The sequence below is a fragment of the Halorussus marinus genome (genome assembly GCF_004765795.1).
Taxonomy (GTDB): Archaea; Halobacteriota; Halobacteria; order Halobacteriales; family Haladaptataceae; genus Halorussus; species Halorussus marinus.
In genome coordinates, this window is record NZ_SBIV01000006.1 from 89,754 (window position 1) to 105,025 (window position 15,272).

Annotated in this window: 14 protein-coding genes; 8 read left to right on the forward strand and 6 right to left on the reverse strand. The window is 69.8% G+C overall.

The annotated features are described in order from the left end of the window. Window positions 1-78: 78 nt before the first annotated feature. Window positions 79-1,389, forward strand: a complete 1,311-nt coding sequence (locus tag EPY72_RS12795) for a DUF92 domain-containing protein (protein WP_134671299.1) — start codon at window positions 79-81, stop codon at window positions 1,387-1,389. Beyond that, window positions 1,386-1,805, forward strand: a complete 420-nt coding sequence (locus EPY72_RS12800; RefSeq protein ID WP_134671300.1) for a GNAT family N-acetyltransferase — start codon at window positions 1,386-1,388, stop codon at window positions 1,803-1,805. Before EPY72_RS12795 ends, EPY72_RS12800 begins: the two co-directional genes overlap by 4 nt. Here the strand turns inward: EPY72_RS12800 and dnaG are convergent. Further along, window positions 1,802-3,178 (reverse strand): DNA primase DnaG, encoded by a 1,377-nt coding sequence (gene dnaG, locus EPY72_RS12805; protein WP_135806676.1) that lies wholly within the window; start codon window positions 3,176-3,178, stop codon window positions 1,802-1,804. The genes EPY72_RS12800 and dnaG overlap by 4 nt on opposite strands. A 160-nt stretch (window positions 3,179-3,338) precedes the next feature. On the opposite strand from dnaG, the gene EPY72_RS12810 reads away from it, so the two are divergent. Further along, entirely contained in the window at window positions 3,339-3,692 is a 354-nt protein-coding gene (locus tag EPY72_RS12810) for a hypothetical protein (RefSeq protein ID WP_134671302.1), read from the forward strand. A 76-nt stretch (window positions 3,693-3,768) separates the two neighbouring features. Here EPY72_RS12810 and EPY72_RS12815 read toward each other — a convergent pair whose 3' ends face one another. Then, window positions 3,769-5,379 carry a Na+/H+ antiporter NhaC family protein gene (locus EPY72_RS12815; protein WP_134671303.1) on the reverse strand — a complete coding sequence of 537 codons (1,611 nt, stop codon included), beginning with the start codon at window positions 5,377-5,379 and terminating at the stop codon, window positions 3,769-3,771. A 347-nt stretch (window positions 5,380-5,726) separates the two neighbouring features. Further along, the gene (locus EPY72_RS12820; protein ID WP_135806677.1) at window positions 5,727-6,449 is read right to left on the reverse strand and encodes a sugar phosphate isomerase/epimerase family protein; all 723 of its coding nucleotides are present in this window, start codon (window positions 6,447-6,449) and stop codon (window positions 5,727-5,729) included. 104 nt (window positions 6,450-6,553) lie between these two features. On the opposite strand from EPY72_RS12820, the gene EPY72_RS12825 reads away from it, so the two are divergent. The 4 genes from EPY72_RS12825 to EPY72_RS12840 all read left to right on the forward strand — a co-directional run bounded on the left by EPY72_RS12825 (window position 6,554) and on the right by EPY72_RS12840 (window position 10,293). Beyond that, window positions 6,554-7,510 (forward strand): D-2-hydroxyacid dehydrogenase, encoded by a 957-nt coding sequence (locus tag EPY72_RS12825; protein WP_135806678.1) that lies wholly within the window; start codon window positions 6,554-6,556, stop codon window positions 7,508-7,510. 174 nt (window positions 7,511-7,684) lie between these two features. Beyond that, window positions 7,685-7,903, forward strand: coding sequence for a DUF3311 domain-containing protein (locus tag EPY72_RS12830; RefSeq protein ID WP_135806679.1), 219 nt, complete (start codon window positions 7,685-7,687; stop codon window positions 7,901-7,903). Further along, on the forward strand, window positions 7,900-9,369 hold the full coding sequence (locus EPY72_RS12835; RefSeq protein WP_134671307.1) for a sodium:solute symporter family protein: 1,470 nt from the start codon (window positions 7,900-7,902) through the stop codon (window positions 9,367-9,369). The genes EPY72_RS12830 and EPY72_RS12835 overlap by 4 nt, the downstream gene beginning before the upstream one ends. A 36-nt stretch (window positions 9,370-9,405) precedes the next feature. Beyond that, a complete protein-coding gene (locus tag EPY72_RS12840; RefSeq protein ID WP_134671308.1) occupies window positions 9,406-10,293 on the forward strand; it encodes an HFX_2341 family transcriptional regulator in 888 nt (295 codons plus the stop codon). A 64-nt stretch (window positions 10,294-10,357) separates the two neighbouring features. Here the strand turns inward: EPY72_RS12840 and EPY72_RS12845 are convergent, their stop codons facing one another. The 3 genes from EPY72_RS12845 to EPY72_RS12855 are packed head-to-tail and all read right to left on the reverse strand — an operon-like array spanning window position 10,358 to window position 14,213. Further along, window positions 10,358-11,566, reverse strand: coding sequence for an outer membrane protein assembly factor BamB family protein (locus EPY72_RS12845; RefSeq protein WP_135806680.1), 1,209 nt, complete (start codon window positions 11,564-11,566; stop codon window positions 10,358-10,360). Window positions 11,567-11,619: 53 nt separating this feature from the next. Next, window positions 11,620-12,300, reverse strand: coding sequence for a DUF1405 domain-containing protein (locus EPY72_RS12850; RefSeq protein WP_134671310.1), 681 nt, complete (start codon window positions 12,298-12,300; stop codon window positions 11,620-11,622). A 53-nt stretch (window positions 12,301-12,353) separates the two neighbouring features. Next, a complete protein-coding gene (locus EPY72_RS12855; RefSeq protein WP_135806681.1) occupies window positions 12,354-14,213 on the reverse strand; it encodes a formate/nitrite transporter family protein in 1,860 nt (619 codons plus the stop codon). 138 nt (window positions 14,214-14,351) lie between these two features. Between EPY72_RS12855 and pdxS the strand changes: the two genes are divergently transcribed. Then, window positions 14,352-15,260, forward strand: coding sequence for a pyridoxal 5'-phosphate synthase lyase subunit PdxS (gene pdxS, locus EPY72_RS12860; RefSeq protein WP_134671312.1), 909 nt, complete (start codon window positions 14,352-14,354; stop codon window positions 15,258-15,260). The last annotated feature ends 12 nt before the right edge of the window (window positions 15,261-15,272 follow it).

Genomic DNA, 15,272 nt, shown 5'->3' on the forward strand with positions numbered 1-15,272 from the left:
GTCCGTCAGACGGCGCCGGGGAGCAGAGCCGGCGCTTCGGGAGGATTAAGTAGGCGTCGGCGGAAACGGGGAAGCAACGTGACCACGAGAGTTCGTCGCGCGGCGGCGTACGCCGCGGTCTCGACGCTGTCGCTTGGGGCCCTCGCCGTCGGTCCGGCGACCGCCATCGCGTTCGGTCTCGTCGCGGTGGCGGCCCTCTCGATCACCGACGGCCCGGTGTTCGAGCTGTTCGCCCGGCCCGCCGACAGACAGGTGGGTCGGCTCGACGGGCTGGCGGGATTCGCCTTCGCCGCGACGGGGCTGGCTCTGCTGTCGTCGCTGCTCGGACTCCCGACGCGGGCGTTCGTCGCCAGCCTCCTCGTGGTCGGATTCGGCAACCTCGCCCAGCAGGCGGCCCGGGAGTACGGCGCCGACGAGCTTCAGCGCACCGGCGCGTTCGTGCTCGGCGGCCTGCTCGCGGCCGCGGTCGGACAGGCTCTGGTGCTCGAAATCGACGGACCCGGGATCGCGGGCGCCCTGCCGAAAGTGGTGTTTCTGGCGGCCAGCGGCGCGCTCGCGGCCGCGCTCCTCCGGTCGGTGCTGTTCGCCCGCGACGACCCGCTGGTGTTGCTGTCGGTGGCGTTCCTGCTCTGGCTGTTCGCGGATCTCGCGGTCGCGGTGACCGTCGAGAACGTCGCGATCGCGGTTGCGGTGACCGCGCTCTTTGGCTACGTCTCGTGGGCGCTCGACGCCGCCTCGATCCCGGGGATGCTGACGGGCATGCTACTGGCGGTGCTCACCGTCGTGCTCGGCGGGTACGCGTGGTTCGCGGTGCTCATCGCGTTCTTCGGCATCGGGAGCCTCTCGACGAAGTTCCGGTACGAGGACAAGCAGGCCCGCGGCGTCGCCGAGGACAACGAGGGCGCCCGCGGGAGCGGCAACGTGCTCGGGAACGCCGCGGTCGCGCTCCTGGCGGTGCTCGCGTATGCGGCCCACGGGAAGCTCCCGGTCGACGGCTCGCTGTTCCTGTTCGCGTTCACCGGTAGCATGGCCGCGGCGATGAGCGACACCCTCTCCTCGGAGATCGGCGGGGTGTTCGACGAGCCACGGCTCATCACCACGTTCGAGCGGGTCGAACCCGGCACCGACGGCGGCGTGACCTGGCAGGGCGAACTCGCGGGGCTCGCGGGCGCGTCGGTCGTCGCGGCGCTCGCGGTCGCGCTGTTCGGGGACATCGGGCTCGTCGGCGGCGCCGTGATCGTCCTCGCCGGAGTCGGCGGGATGACGATGGACAGCGTGCTCGGGGCGACCGTCGAGGGCGACCGACTCGGCAATCAGGGCGTGAACTTCCTCGCCACGCTGACCGGCGCGATCGTCGGCGCGGCGCTGGCGGCGCTCGTGGTCGCGTGATCCGGACCGCCGTCGCCGCCGACGAACCCCGGCTCCGCGAACTTCAGGGTCACCTCCGGGAGCCGAACCCGCCGCTGTTGAGCTACGCGATCGACGGTCCGCCGATCACCCTCGTGTCGGTCGCCGACGGCGAGCCCGCCGGCTACCTCGTCGCGTTCCACGACGGAGAGGCCGGCTACGTCGCGGAGCTGGTCGTCGCGCCGGCCCGCAGGCGGGAGGGCCGAGCGCGGCGATTGCTCGCCGGCGCCTTCGACGCGCTCCGGGCGGCCGGCTGTTCGCGAGTCCGCCTCGCGGTCCACCCGGAGAACGACGCCGGGAGCGCCCTCTACGAGTCGATGGGGTTCGAGGAAGTCGGTCGCGACCCGGCCTTCTACGCCGACGGTAGCGACGCCCGAGTGCTCGGCCGACGGCTCTAGAACTGGTCTGCGGTCCGGATCCGGACGCCGGCCGGCTGCTTGACGAACTCCCCGAGGTCGGCGGCGACGAGTTGCCCGACGCCGCGCTGGGCCGCCACGTCGAGGAGTCGCTGTTCGAGCGTCCCGTCGAGCACGACGGCGTACGGCGTCTCGTCGGCGTCCCGAACCGCCTCGAAGGCGTTTTCGGCCGCCACCTCGCCGAGCGTCTCGTAGGACTCGCCCAGCAGTCGGGCCGTCCCGGTCTCGGCGTCGACGACGTCCTCGACGTGGCCCTCGAGGGTCGCCGGCGCTGGCTCGGCGTCGGTCGGGGCGTCGGCGTCGTCGCCCTCACGGGTCGACTCCGCGTTGGACGCGTCGGTCGCGTCCGGGTCGGGTTCGGCGCCGGGCGAGACCGGTTCGGCGTCGGCCGAAGCCGGCTCCTCGGGGCCGGCGTCGCCGTCGGGTGCGGGCGCGGGCCGGGCGCTCCCGTCGGTCGCCGCGGTCCCGGGCTCGCTCGCGTCCGAGTCGACGCTCGCGTCCGCGCCGTTCGGTGTCGCGTCCCCGTCGTCGGAGCGCTCGTCGTCCTCGCCGACCATCGACTTCTCGAACGGGCGCTTGCTCCGGAGCGCGGACATGACCTCGTGGCGTTCGAGGTCCTCGACGGACTTGCCGCCGGGCGCGAACGCCACGTAGTCGATGTCCCCGACCTGCGAGAGCTCTTTCCGGATGAGGTCGCCCCCGCGGTCGCCGTCGAGGAACGCGGTGACGGTCCGACCCTGCGTGAGGTCGGCGACGGCGTCGGGGACGTTGGTGCCCTCGACGGCGACGGCGTTTTTGACGCCGTACCGCAGGAGGTTCAGCACGTCCGACCGGCCCTCGACCACGACGATGGCGTCGCTGTCCTCGACCCGCGGTCCCGCGGGCAGGCCCTCGTACTCGGCGATGTCCTCGACGCGGACGCTCTGGCGGACCTCCTCCATGATCTCTCTGGAGGACATCACGTCCTCGTCGAACGAGTCGGCGAGCAACTCCTTGGCGCGGTCGACGACCTTCCGGCGCTTGGCGGCCCGCACGTCCTCGATCTTGGAGACCGAGACGCTCGCGCGACACGGACCGACGCGGCTGATCGTTTCGAGCGCCGCCGCGAGGATAGAGGTCTCTACCTTGTCGAGACTCGACGCGATGGTGACGGTTCCGAACGACTGTCCGTTCTGGCTGTCGACGCTGACGTCGATGCGACCGAGTTTCGACGACTGCTGGAGGTCGCGGAGATCGAGGTCGTCGCCGAGCAGGCCTTCGGTCTGCCCGAAGACCGCGCCGACGACGTCACTCCGCTCTACCACCCCGTCGGCGGTGATGTCCGCGTGAATGACGTATTTTGCTGTATCGTCCATGAGTGATGAACTGCCCGTGTGAGGGGCGTGATTGTGATGTGTCCATGTGCGGAAACGCGGCCATGGATGTTTTAAAATGACACACCGAAACTGAAATACCTGTCGTCACCGTGGGGAGCCGGGTGCCACCTTTTTTGAACTGTCGCCGAAATCGTCGGTCGTGAACCGCACCGTTCGGTACGCCGTCGGGGTCGCGGTCGGTCTCGCCGTGCCCGCGGCGGTCGCGGCCGCCGCGCCAACCTCTCGCGTCCCGATACTGCTCGTCGCCATCGCACAGGTGTACGCCGTCGGAACCGCCATCGCGCTCCGATTTCCCGACCGGCTCCGCCGCACCGACGCGCCCAACTGGACGAGCGGCGCGTTCGCCGGCGTCCTCACGTTCGGGACCACGGCGCTCTTGCAGGGCGTCGACGCCGGCCCGACGCTCGCCGCGACGGTTCTGGGGTGGGGGCTGGCCGGGTTCGGTTTCGTGACGGGAATCGCGTACGAACGGGGCGAGTCCGGCTCTCAGTAGTCAGTCGCGGGCTCGCCGCCCGGCGTGCGGGCGACCGCTCACCTCCCCGAATCGCAAAAAAGTCGCTGTCGGTCGATCAGTCGTCGGACGGCGCGGCGTCCCGGCTCGACCGCTGGGCTCGCGCCGTGAGGTTCTTGCGGTTGGCGTCCCACTCCGAGAGGCCGTAGACCAGCCCGTAGAGCAGGCCGACGCCGACCGGGAGCAACACGAGCGGCGTGACCCGAGTCGCGCCCCAGATGGTCAGCATCGCCGCCGCGACGAGGACGACGGTCACCGCGTAGTACATCTGGGTCCGGACGTGGTCGATGTGGTCCGCCCCCGTGAACGTCGACGACAGGATCGTCGTGTCCGAGATGGGCGAACAGTGGTCGCCGAAGATCGCACCGCTGAACACGGTCCCGATCGCGACCGGTAGTAGCTCCGGCGTCGAGTTGCCGATGTTCCACGCCAGCGGGACCGCGATCGGCGTGACGATCGCCATCGTCCCCCACGAGGTCCCCGTGGAGAACGCGATCAGCGCCGACGCGAACAGGATGATGACGGGCAACAGCATCGGACTGATCAGCGACTCGGCGACGTTAGTCACGTAGACGCCCGTCCCGAGCGAACTGGTGACGCCGCCGATGGTCCACGCCATGACGAGGATCGACGCCGCGGTCAGCATCATGCTGAAGCCGTCGATAACCGTCTCCATGGCCTCTTCGAGGTCCATCAGGCCCCCGACGGTCCCGGAGATGATCCCCATCGCGGCCATCGAGAACGCCCCCCAGAGGAGCGCGTCGACGAACTGGGCGTTGCTGACGACGTCGATGAACGCCGCGCCGCTCTCGGATCCCGCGAAGCCGGTGTAGGCCGCGCCCGCGAAGACCACGGCGATGAGCGTTCCGACCGGCAGGAGGAAGTACCGGAGCTGGGGCGAGTCGGTGAACATGTCGCCCAGACTGTCCTCGGCGCTTTGCATCGGCACCGCGTCGTCCCGAAGCACCTTCCCCTCCTTCCACGAGCGGTGCTCGGCGTCGAGCATCTCGCCGAAGTCACGCTGGGTGAGGATGATGATCCCGACCATCGCCAGCGCGAAGATGCAGTACATGTTGAACGGGATGCTCTGGAGGAAGAGGCCGAACGACTCGGGGGCCTGACCGGTGATCCCCGCGGCCTCGTAGCCCTGTTCGATCATGCTCAGTTGGTAGACGACCCAACTGGAGATGCCGAACGTCGCCACCGGCGCGGCGGTGGAGTCGACGATGTACGAGAGCTTCTCCCGGGACATCCGCATCTCGTCGGCCATGTCACGCATCGTCGTGCCGACGATGGCGGTGTTCGAGTAGTCTCCGAAGAACCACAGCATCCCGAAGATCCACGTCGCCAGCCCGACTTTCCGCTGGGAGTCCAACCGGGAGGTGGCGGCGTTCGCGATGGCGAGCGCCCCGCCCAGCCGCCATATCAGGGCGACTCCGGCCCCGAGGAACATCACGATCATCAGGATCTTCGCGTGGAAGAGGCTCTCGCCGATCGACTGGGCGGTCCACGTCAGCGTCTGGACGACGCCGTGGCCACCCGTGTAGATGACCCCGCCCGACCAGATTCCGAGGAACAGCGAGAGGATGGCGCGGCGCGTGACCATCGCCAGTACGATCGCCAGCAGCGGCGGTACCAGCGAGAGCGCACCGAACGTCTCAGTCGCCATCGAGTCCCTCCGCGACGGCGCTCCGTTCGACGCGAACTGCGTTCGGCGTTCCGTCCCGCGTCGGTCCGGCCTCCGTTTTGGCTCCGTCGAAAACGCTTTTTGTGTATGACATATGTTGTGTTTTGGCGTAACCCAGTACTGGGTGGACAGTTGACGCAAATAAACCCTCCGGATTCACAGGTAGCTTGTCATTATCGGATTTTTCTCTGACTATCGTAGCGTAATACTTGAGCGGTTCGATAAACCATCAATTCGCTCGGCTCCAGTCCGAATCTCCGGGTGTCTCGCCGAGACCCTGTCGGCCGGTTCACACGAAAAAAGAGGCGTGAACGCGTCGCCCGCGACCTCTACGCGAGGAGGTCGGCCACGCCGGCCGCGCCGCGGGCCAGCGACGCCTCGGGGTCGTCGGGGTCGTCGTGCTCGTACACGAGCCACTCGGTCCCGGCCTCGCGGGCCGCTCGGACACACCGCTCGGCGTCGAGGTCGCCGTCGCCGAGTTCGACCGGCCGGTCGCCCGCCACGTCCTTGAGGTGGACGAGCGGCGCGCGGTCCCGGAGCCGACCCAGCAGTTCGGCCGGCTCTCGTCCCGCCGCGGTCGCCCACCCCGCGTCGAGTTCGAGATCGAGGTCGGTCTCGCCGACCAACAGATCGTACGCCGTGGCGTCGCCGACCGCGACGAACTCGTGGTCGTGGTTGTGGTACGCGAGTCCGAGCCCGCGCTCGCCGAGGCGGGCGTCGATCTCCGCGAGGAGTCGGGCGGTCTCGGTCGCGCGGTCGCGGCTCGTGAAGTGTGGCTCGTCGAGATACGGGACGACGAGCCGATCGCACTCGAGTCGCCGGTAGGTCTCGACGGTCGCCTCGAAGTCGTTTTCGAGCGCCTCGATCCCGACGTGGGCGGCGGCCGCGTCGAGGCCGGCGTCGTCGAGCGCGCGCCGGACCTCGCGGGGGTCCGCGCCGCCGAGCCCGGCGAACTCGACGCCGTCGAAGGCGGTCTCGCCGACCCGGGAAAGCAGTGCGGGGACGGGCTCGTCCAGTTCGCGGAGCGTGTACAGCTGAATCGCGGATCGCATACCGCCGGTACGCCGGACGGACCTAAATCGGTTGTTGCGCCCGACCCCCGGTCGGCGAGCGGGCCAGCAACAGCTATTACTCGGTGTCGGCCGACGCCGTAGACATGCCCAACGATCCGACCGTTCTGATCCCCCACTACCTCTCGGACGACGCCAGAGCGAGCCTCCGGAGCGCGCTCGCCGACCGACTGCCCGGCGCCGATCTCGCGGTGACCGCGACGCCGCCCGAGACCGACGACCGACTCCCCGACGCCGAGATCGTGGCGACGGTCCGGCTCCCCGACGACCGGCTCGACCGCGCCGAGCGCCTCCGATGGGTGCAGTCGCTGAGCGCCGGCGTCGACCACTTCGACGCCGACGCGCTCGAATCCCGGGACGTCGCGCTCACCAACGCCTCGGGGGTCCACGCCGAACCCATCGGCGAGCAGGTGCTCGGGTACATGCTGGTGTTCGAGCGCAACATCCACAAGGGGATCGCCCAGCAACACCGCGGCGTCTGGGAGTCGTACGGCGGGCGCGAACTCCGCGACGAGACGGTCGGTATCGTCGGCGTCGGCGCCATCGGCGCCCGCGTGGCCGAACTGGCGTCCGCGTTCGGGATGGAAGTGCTCGGCACCAAGCGGACCCCCGAGACAGCCCCCGAGGCGGTCGACGAGGCGTTCGGCCCCGACGGGCTCTTCGAGGTGCTCTCGCGGTCCGACTACGTCGTCGTCGCCTGTCCGCTCACCGACCAGACCCGGGGACTGCTCGGCGAGGAGGCGTTCCGGACGATGCCCTCGACCGGCGTGGTCGTCAACGTCGCCCGCGGGGAGATCGTCGATCAGGACGCGCTCACCGCGGCGCTCCAGCAGGACCGGATCCGCGGGGCGGCCCTCGACGTGTTCGACGAGGAGCCCCTGCCGGCCGACTCGCCGCTCTGGGACCTCTCGAACGCGGTCCTCACGCCCCACATGGCGGGGTCGACGCCCCACTACTGGGAGCGGTGTGCGGACCTGTTCGCGGACAACTACGAGCGGTACGTCGCCGGCGACCTCGACGGGATGACGAACAGGGTGCTCTGAGCGCCGGTCGAGCGGTCGATTCCCGAGCGGGCCCGGTGGCCCGATCGCGGACTCCCCCGAGGACGACGAACGACGATCGTACCGGAACCGCGCAATTGAATAAAATTTTGATTCAAAGAACTACCTTGGGTACTTTCAGCAATACTTATGCCGGCGTGGTGGCAATCGGCTGATATGGTCTCGAAACTGGAAGCGGTCGGGTGGGCGATCGCCGGCTTCGTCGTCGTCGCACTGGCGATCCCGTGGTTCATGTGGCGTGACGCGACCGTGATCGCGGGACTGCCGGCGTGGCTCTGGTGGCACATCGGGTGGATGGCGCTCGCGGCCGCGACGTTCTGGGCGTTCGCCCGCCGCGCGTGGGGCCTCGGCATCGAGGCGGAGGTGCGACCGTGAGCGACCTCCCGCTCCAACTCGGCATCATCGGCGGCTATCTGGTGCTCGCGCTCGCCATCGGCCTGTTCGCCTACCGGCTGACCGACCGCTCGGCCGAGGACTACTACCTCGCGGGCCGGACGCTCGGGACGGTCGTGCTCCTGTTTACCACCTTCGCCACCCTGCTGTCGGCGTTTACCTTCTTCGGCGGGCCGAACCTGGCGTACGGCGCCGGCCCCGAGTGGATCCTCGTGATGGGGCTGATGGACGGGATCATCTTCGCGGTGCTGTGGTACGTGGTCGGCTACAAGCAGTGGCTGGTCGGCCGCGAGCACGGCTACGTCACCCTCGGCGAGATGCTCGGGGACCGCTTTGGCTCCCAGTGGCTCCGCGGACTCGTCGCCGCGGTCAGCCTCTTTTGGCTGTTCCCGTACGTGATGCTCCAGCAGGTCGGTGCCGGCACCGCGCTCGAAGCGCTCACCGGCGGGACCATCCCCTACTGGGCCGGCGCGGGGCTCATCACGGCGTTCATGATCGCCTACGTCGTGCTCGCGGGGATGCGGGGCATCGCGTGGACCGACACCCTCCAGGGGGCGTTCATGCTCGTTATGGTGTGGGCCGCCCTCGCGTGGGTGCTCTCGGCCGTCGGCGGGGCGGGCGCGGCCACCGACCGGCTCGCGGCCTCGAACCCCGAGTTCCTCGCGCTCGGCGGCGGGCTCTACACCGTCCCGTGGATGCTCTCGCAGGCGATCTCGATCGCGTTCGGGGTGGCGATGTTCCCGCAGGTGAACCAGCGGTTCTTCGTCGCGAAGTCCAAGACGGTGCTCAAGCGCACCTTCGCGCTGTGGCCGATTCTGGTCGTGTTGCTGTTCGTCCCGGCGTTCCTGCTCGGGGCGTGGGCCCAGGGGCTCGGGCTGGCGGTGCCCGACGGCGGGAACGTCCTGCCGGTCCTGCTGAACGAGTACACGCCGGCGTGGTTCGCCGCGCTGGTCGTCGCGGGCGCGATGGCCGCGATGATGAGCTCCTCGGACTCGATGTTGCTCTCGGGGTCGTCGTACTTCACTCGGGACCTCTACCGGCCGTTCGTCAACCCCGACGCGAGCGACCGGCGCGAGGACGTCCTCGCGCGGATCGGTGTCGCCGTCTTCGCGATTCTGGCGTTCGTCGCCAGCCTGTTCCGGCCGGGCTCGCTCATCGAGATCGGCGACACCGCCTTCGGCGGGTTCGCCCAGCTCGCGCTCCCGGTCATCGCCGCCCTCTACTGGCGCGAGACTACGCGGGCGGGCATGTTCGCGGGCGTCGGCGGGAGTCAGGCGTTCTACCTCGCCAGCGTCTTCACCGGGTTCGTTCCCGACGCCTTCTGGGGCTGGAGCGCCTCGGTCGTCGGGATGCTGATCGGGCTCGCGCTCACGGTCGGCGTCTCGGCGTTCACCGCGCCCGCGGCCGACGAGCGCCCCGCCACCTACGAGGGGCTCGGCGCCGACTAGCCAAACCTTTTCTCGCGCTCGGAACAACCCACGCGCATGCAGACACACGTCGTCCCGGTCGGGTTCGACTACGACCGGCTCATCGCCCCGCTCGTCCGCGACCAGCTCGACGTCGACAGGGTCATCCTGCTCGAAGGTGCGGTGGGGAGCGAGGCGAACGTCGAATACTCCCGGCATATCTCACAGAAGCTCGAACAGGACTTCCGGAACCTCTTAGGCGCGACTACCGAGCGGGTCGTGGTCGCGGACGTCTACGACTACGACGCCGCGTTCGAGCAGGCCTACGACCTCATCAACGCCGAGCTCGACGCCGGACGCGAGATCTGGGTCAACATCTCCTCGATGCCCCGCACGGTCAGCTTCGCGTACGCCACCGCGGCCCACTCGGTGATGGTCGAGCGCGAGGACGAGCGCGCGAAGATCCACACCTACTACACCGCCCCGGAGAAGTACCTCGAAACCGAACTCGCCGAGGAGCTTCGCCGGCAGGCCGACCTGCTGGCGGACCTCGACGACGGGGTCGACGACGACCGGGTCGCCGAGCGCCTCGACAGCGCCCGGGACCTCCTCGCGGAGTTCGACGAGCGCGGGACCACCATCGGCGCAAAGGAGTTCGGCGACGGCCACATCGTCGAGCTTCCGGTCGCCTCGTTCTCGAACGTCAAGCCGTTCGAGGAGGTCATCCTGTTCAAGCTCGGCGAGGACGGGGAGTTCGCGTCGGTCTCGGAGCTGGCGGAGGCGCTCGCCAGCGAACTCGACGAGGAGTACACCGACAGCTTCCGGTCGAAGGTCATCTACAACGTCGACCGGCTCGGGCCGGGCGGCAAGGGGTACATCGAGCAGGAAGAACACGGGAAGTCCTACCGGACCAAACTCTCGCGAATCGGCGAGCTGTGGGTTCGGGCCCACGCGAACGGGGAGTGACGTCGTCCGATAGCTGACCTCGCCTGCTGGCGACCGCGTCGTCTTCTCGACTCGTTCGGCGCTATCACTCCAGCCCGTACAGCAGTCCGTCCCCGGTCCCCACGTACAGCATCCCGTCGGCGGGCACCGGCGACCCGCTGACCGGCGGGTCGATCCGGACCCGCCACCGCTCGGCGCCGTTCCGGGTCCACGAAACCACCTCGCCGTCGGCGCCGACCGCGTAGACGCCACGATCGCCGACGGTCGGGCCGCCGTAGTACTTCTCGCCCGCCCCGGTCCACTCGGGGTCGCCCGTCGCGGCGTCGACGGCCCGGAGCGTCCCGTCGAGGCCGGCGACGTAGAGGACGCCGTCGGCCAGCGCGGGCGAGGCCTGTACGCCGTCTGGCGGGGCGAGTCGCCACGCCTCGTCGCCGGTGTCGGCGTCGAGCGCGACCAGCGGGCCGGTTCCGGTGGGCACGTAGACGAGGCCGTCGCCGACGACGGGCGCCCCGACGGGGTTGAACCGCGGCGACTCGCCGAGCCGTTTGGACCACACCGCCGCGCCGTCGGCGAGGTCGATCGCGTGGACGGTGCCCCGCGTGTCGGGGTCGGCCTCGTCGTCGTCGCGGGCCGCGGCGTAGGCGACGCCGTCGGCGAGCGCTGGCGCGCCCCAGACGGAGGTCTCGACGGAGTACTCCCACCGGACCGAGCCGTCGGCGCGCTCGACGGCCGCGACCCGGCCGCCGTCCGGGCCGTGACCTGCCGTTCCGACGCAGAGGACGAACGCCTCGTCGGCGACCGACGGCGACGACTCGGGGTTGGTGAGGTCGGTCCGCCATCGCCCGAAGCCGACCGCCCGGCCGAACGCCCGGAGCCCGCCGTCGGCGGCGACTCCCCGGAGGCCGTCGCGGTGGGGAACCGCGAGCGTCCCGTCGGCCAGCGCGGGCGTGAGCTGGGCGTAGTCGCCCGCGTCGTGCCACCGGACCGCGCCGTCGGCGGGGGCGAGCCCGAACACCCCGTCGAACCACGCGTTGGCGTAGACCGCGTCGCCCACGAGGGGCTGGGTCGAGTTGCGGTAGTAGCTACCGGCGGCGTGGACCCACGCCACCGTCGGCTCCTCGGACGGGCCGACGGCGTCGGGGTTGGCGGCGGCGTTGGTCGCGTCGAACCCGAACTGGGGCCAGCGCTGGTCGTCGGGGACGCCGTCCGAGCCGGTACAGCCGGCCGTCGCGGCCGCGCCCGCGGTCGCCGCCGAGGCGAGTAGCTCGCGACGAGAGAGCGTCGTGGAGGGCATCGGTTCCGAGATTACGGGCTCGGCTCAAAAGGATTTCGTCGCCGACGGGCGGCTCAGGCCTCGCGGCGGTCGGCTTCGAGCTTCTTCACCCGGGTCGACAGCGCCAGAAACGTCGCCCCGAGCGTGAGCGCGACCGCCCCGGCGGCCGCCACGTCGTGAGCGGCGAGCGCGTGGTCGTACGTCGAGCCGACCCACTCGGCCGGAACGGTCGTGTGGTGGGGCTCGCCGACGATCGGGACGAAGTAATCGACGAGGTCGTTGAACCCGTACCACGCGACCGCGACCGCGACCGCCCGGACCGAGAAGTCGGCGTATCGGTGGAGCACGAACGCCTCGGCGACCATCCCGAGGTGGCTCCAGAACAGGAAGTTGTACATCGCCCAGTGGAGATACGAGAACTCCGCGTTGAACGCGAGCAGGACGTACGGCGTCCAGAGCCCGAGCTTGATACAGCCGAAGAACGCGAGGGCGTCGAGCCACTCCCGGGAGCGCCCGAGCTTCCAGAGCGCCAGACTCCCCGCGATGAACAGGGTCGCGACGGGGCTGTCCGGGACGAACGGCCACATCACGACCGGCTCGAACGAGAACTGCCCCTGATAGTACCAGAACCCGAACGCGGTGCCGACGAGGTTGATCGCGACGATGACCCACGCGTACCGGAGCGCGAACTCCTCCAGCCGCCCGGGCAGGGGCGCGACGTACCGCGGGAGGTCCTCCCGACTCGGCAGCGACATATCGGGACGGTCGCACGACCGGCGCAAAGCTCTGGCGGTCTCGGCGAGCCGCCTTACGGCCGCCCGAACAGCCGGCGCCGGAGGCTCCTGTCGGTCGCCCGTTCGGCGAGCACCACCGAGTTGTTCACCTCGTTGACGATGTCGAAGTGGAGCGAGTCGGTCATGAGTCGCGCGAGCAGGCCCTGCTCGGTCGCCCCGACCAGCAGCAGCGACCGATCGGCGGCCTCGCGGGCGATCGCGCCCTCGACGTCGCCCGAGTCGTCGACCACCAGCTCGGCGTCTCCGAGGTCGTGGGCGTCGGCCCAGTCGGCGAGGAACCGCTCGCCCGCCTCGCGCTCGTCGGGGTCGTCGACGACACGCAACAGCGTCACTTCCGAGCCGGCCGTCTCGCCCAGCGCCCGGGCGACCTCGGCGTTCAGGTCCGCGTGGGCGTTGTCGGCCACCGGCAGGAGGATCCGGGAGGCGTCGAGCCCGCGGTCTTTGAACACGAGGAAGTCGGCCGGGAGCCGGCTCGTGAGCTCGTCGAGCGCGCGCTCGGCCCGCCCCGCCGACCACAGCCGGTCGTCACCCCAGCCCATCACCACGAGGTCGGCGCGGTTGCGCTCGGCGATGTCGAAGATCTCCTCGAACGACCGGTGGGAGACGACCGTCGAGGTCCGCGAGTCGACGTCGTAGTGGTCGGCGATCTCCCGGATGTCGGCCATCAGCGCGTCGGACTCTTCGATGATGCGGTCGCGCTGGTCGACGTTGTACCCTTTCGGCGTCCGGTCGGGCGTCTGGACGATGTGGACGACGTGGACGCTGGCGTCGGGCTTCCGGGTCGCGAGCGCGCACGCCAGTTCCACGAGCGCGGTCTCGGTCCGCGGGTTCGAGATCGGGACGACGATGCGATAGCCCTCCCGGCCCTCGCCGCCGTGCTCGGCGGTGTCGATCAGCGGGACGTACGATCGGCCCGCGACCCCGCCCAACAGCCACTCCCGGAGCGAGAGCTGGCGGTCGATCCCGTCGAACCGGGCGGATTCGAGGCGGTGGTCGGTGGTCTGGAAGTAGTTGACGATGGTGACCAGCACCACCCCGCCGATCGTGTTGCCGAGCAACACCGGCAACACGAACTCGACGATGCCGACCCAGAACGCGAGGTCGCCGTGAAGCACCAGATACACCATCTCGGTGAACGAGACCACAGAGTGGTACAGCCCTCCGAGCGGGATCGCGAGAAAGGCGATGTACACCACCGCGAGCCGCGAGATGGTGTCGCGGGCGGCGTACTCCACCCAGACGACCCCGGCGACGATGAGCCCCGCGAACGCGGCCTTCGAGAACAGGCTCCACCACGCGGTGTCGACGCCGGTCTGGCCGAGGTCCGCGGCGACCGCGGCCGCCTCCGGCGAGATGACCCCGCCGAACGCGAGCGCGGTCGCCCCGAGCGCCCCGCCGACGAAGTTGCCGGCCAGCACGACCGTCCAGTTTCGCAACAGCGCCGGGATGCTCGCCAGCCGTTCGAGCGCCAGCGCCACCGGCGGGAGCGTGTTCTCGGTGTAGAGCTGGTAGCCCCCGATGATGATGTAGATGAACCCGAGCGGGTACAACAGCGCGCTCACCACCGGATCACCGCCGGTGGAGGCCTTCAGCGAGACGTACAGCATGAAGGTGATGGTGATCGCGAACCCGGCCGCCAGCGCGCTGAAGAACAACTCGCGGCTCCCCGAGGTGATCTCCTCGTCGGCGGCCGCGATGATCCGCTGGAAGATCTCGTCCGAGGAGAACCGGTCGCGGACGACCGACCCGACCGCCGGCGCGCCGCTCCGCGAGCGCTCGACCGCCTCCCGCACCGACTCCTCGGGGTCGGGCGGCGCGCCCGAGTCGGGTGTAGTTCGACTCGACTCCGCAGGGCCGGTATCGGCGTCCGTCATCGTCGGAACTGTCTCGCACAAAAAACTAAGCGTTTGGCATCTGCGTTCGGCTCGGCTCCGGGCGCGACCGGACCGCCCGACGCGGCAACCTCGTGGCCAACCGGTACGCATTAACCGTTCCCGTCGTAACCAACCACCATGGCCGACCCAACCGATATCGAGGAACTCAAGCGCGGTAGCGAACTCGTCAAGCGCGGGTTCGCCCAGATGCAGAAAGGCGGCGTCATCATGGACGTGGTGAACCGCGAGCAGGCCCGGATCGCCGAGGACGCGGGCGCGGTCGCGGTGATGGCGCTCGAAGCCGTCCCCGCCGACATCCGCAAGCGCGGCGGCGTCGCGCGGATGGCCGACCCCGCCGACGTCGAGGAGATCATCGACGAGGTCTCGATCCCGGTGATGGGCAAGTCCCGGATCGGCCACACCAAGGAGGCCCAGATCCTCGAAGCGATCGGGGTCGACATGATCGACGAGTCGGAGGTCCTCACGCCCGCCGACGACGCCTACCACATCGACAAGCGGGAGTTCACCTCGCCGTTCGTCTGTGGCGCCCGGAACCTCGGCGAGGCGCTCCGGCGCATCGAGGAGGGCGCGGCGATGATCCGGACCAAAGGCGAGGCCGGCACCGGCGACGTGAATCAGGCGGTCCACCACCAGCGCACCATCAAGGGCGCGATCCGGAAGATCGTGGGCATGAACCACGAGGAACGCGAGGCGTTCGCCCGCGAGATCGAGGCGCCCGCCCATCTGGTCCACGAGACCGCCGACGCGGGGCGGCTCCCGGTCGTCAACTTCGCGGCCGGCGGCATCGCCACCCCCGCCGACGCCGCGCTGATGATGCACCACGGCTGTGACGGCATCTTCGTCGGCTCGGGCATCTTCGGTGCGGAGGACCCCGAGGCGATGGCCGACGCCATCGTGGCGGCGACCAACAACTACGACGACCCCGAGCGCCTCGCGGAGATCAGCAAGGACATCGGCTCGGGCATGAAGGGCGAGGCCAACGCCGACCTCCCCGAGGAAGAGAAGTTGCAGGGCCGCGGCAACTGAACGGCGACCCGC

Excerpts from the sequence above, each read along its gene's own strand:
- EPY72_RS12845 (WP_135806680.1), bottom strand. The coding sequence starts at position 11,566 with ATGCCCTCCACGACGCTCTCTCGTCGCGAGCTACTCGCCTCGGCGGCG.
- EPY72_RS12830 (WP_135806679.1), top strand. The coding sequence starts at position 7,685 with ATGGTCTCGAAACTGGAAGCGGTCGGGTGGGCGATCGCCGGCTTCGTC.
- EPY72_RS12855 (WP_135806681.1), bottom strand. The coding sequence starts at position 14,213 with ATGACGGACGCCGATACCGGCCCTGCGGAGTCGAGTCGAACTACACCC.
- dnaG (WP_135806676.1), bottom strand. The coding sequence starts at position 3,178 with ATGGACGATACAGCAAAATACGTCATTCACGCGGACATCACCGCCGAC.
- EPY72_RS12840 (WP_134671308.1), top strand. The coding sequence starts at position 9,406 with ATGCAGACACACGTCGTCCCGGTCGGGTTCGACTACGACCGGCTCATC.
- EPY72_RS12825 (WP_135806678.1), top strand. The coding sequence starts at position 6,554 with ATGCCCAACGATCCGACCGTTCTGATCCCCCACTACCTCTCGGACGAC.
- EPY72_RS12820 (WP_135806677.1), bottom strand. The coding sequence starts at position 6,449 with ATGCGATCCGCGATTCAGCTGTACACGCTCCGCGAACTGGACGAGCCC.
- pdxS (WP_134671312.1), top strand. The coding sequence starts at position 14,352 with ATGGCCGACCCAACCGATATCGAGGAACTCAAGCGCGGTAGCGAACTC.
- EPY72_RS12815 (WP_134671303.1), bottom strand. The coding sequence starts at position 5,379 with ATGGCGACTGAGACGTTCGGTGCGCTCTCGCTGGTACCGCCGCTGCTG.
- EPY72_RS12850 (WP_134671310.1), bottom strand. The coding sequence starts at position 12,300 with ATGTCGCTGCCGAGTCGGGAGGACCTCCCGCGGTACGTCGCGCCCCTG.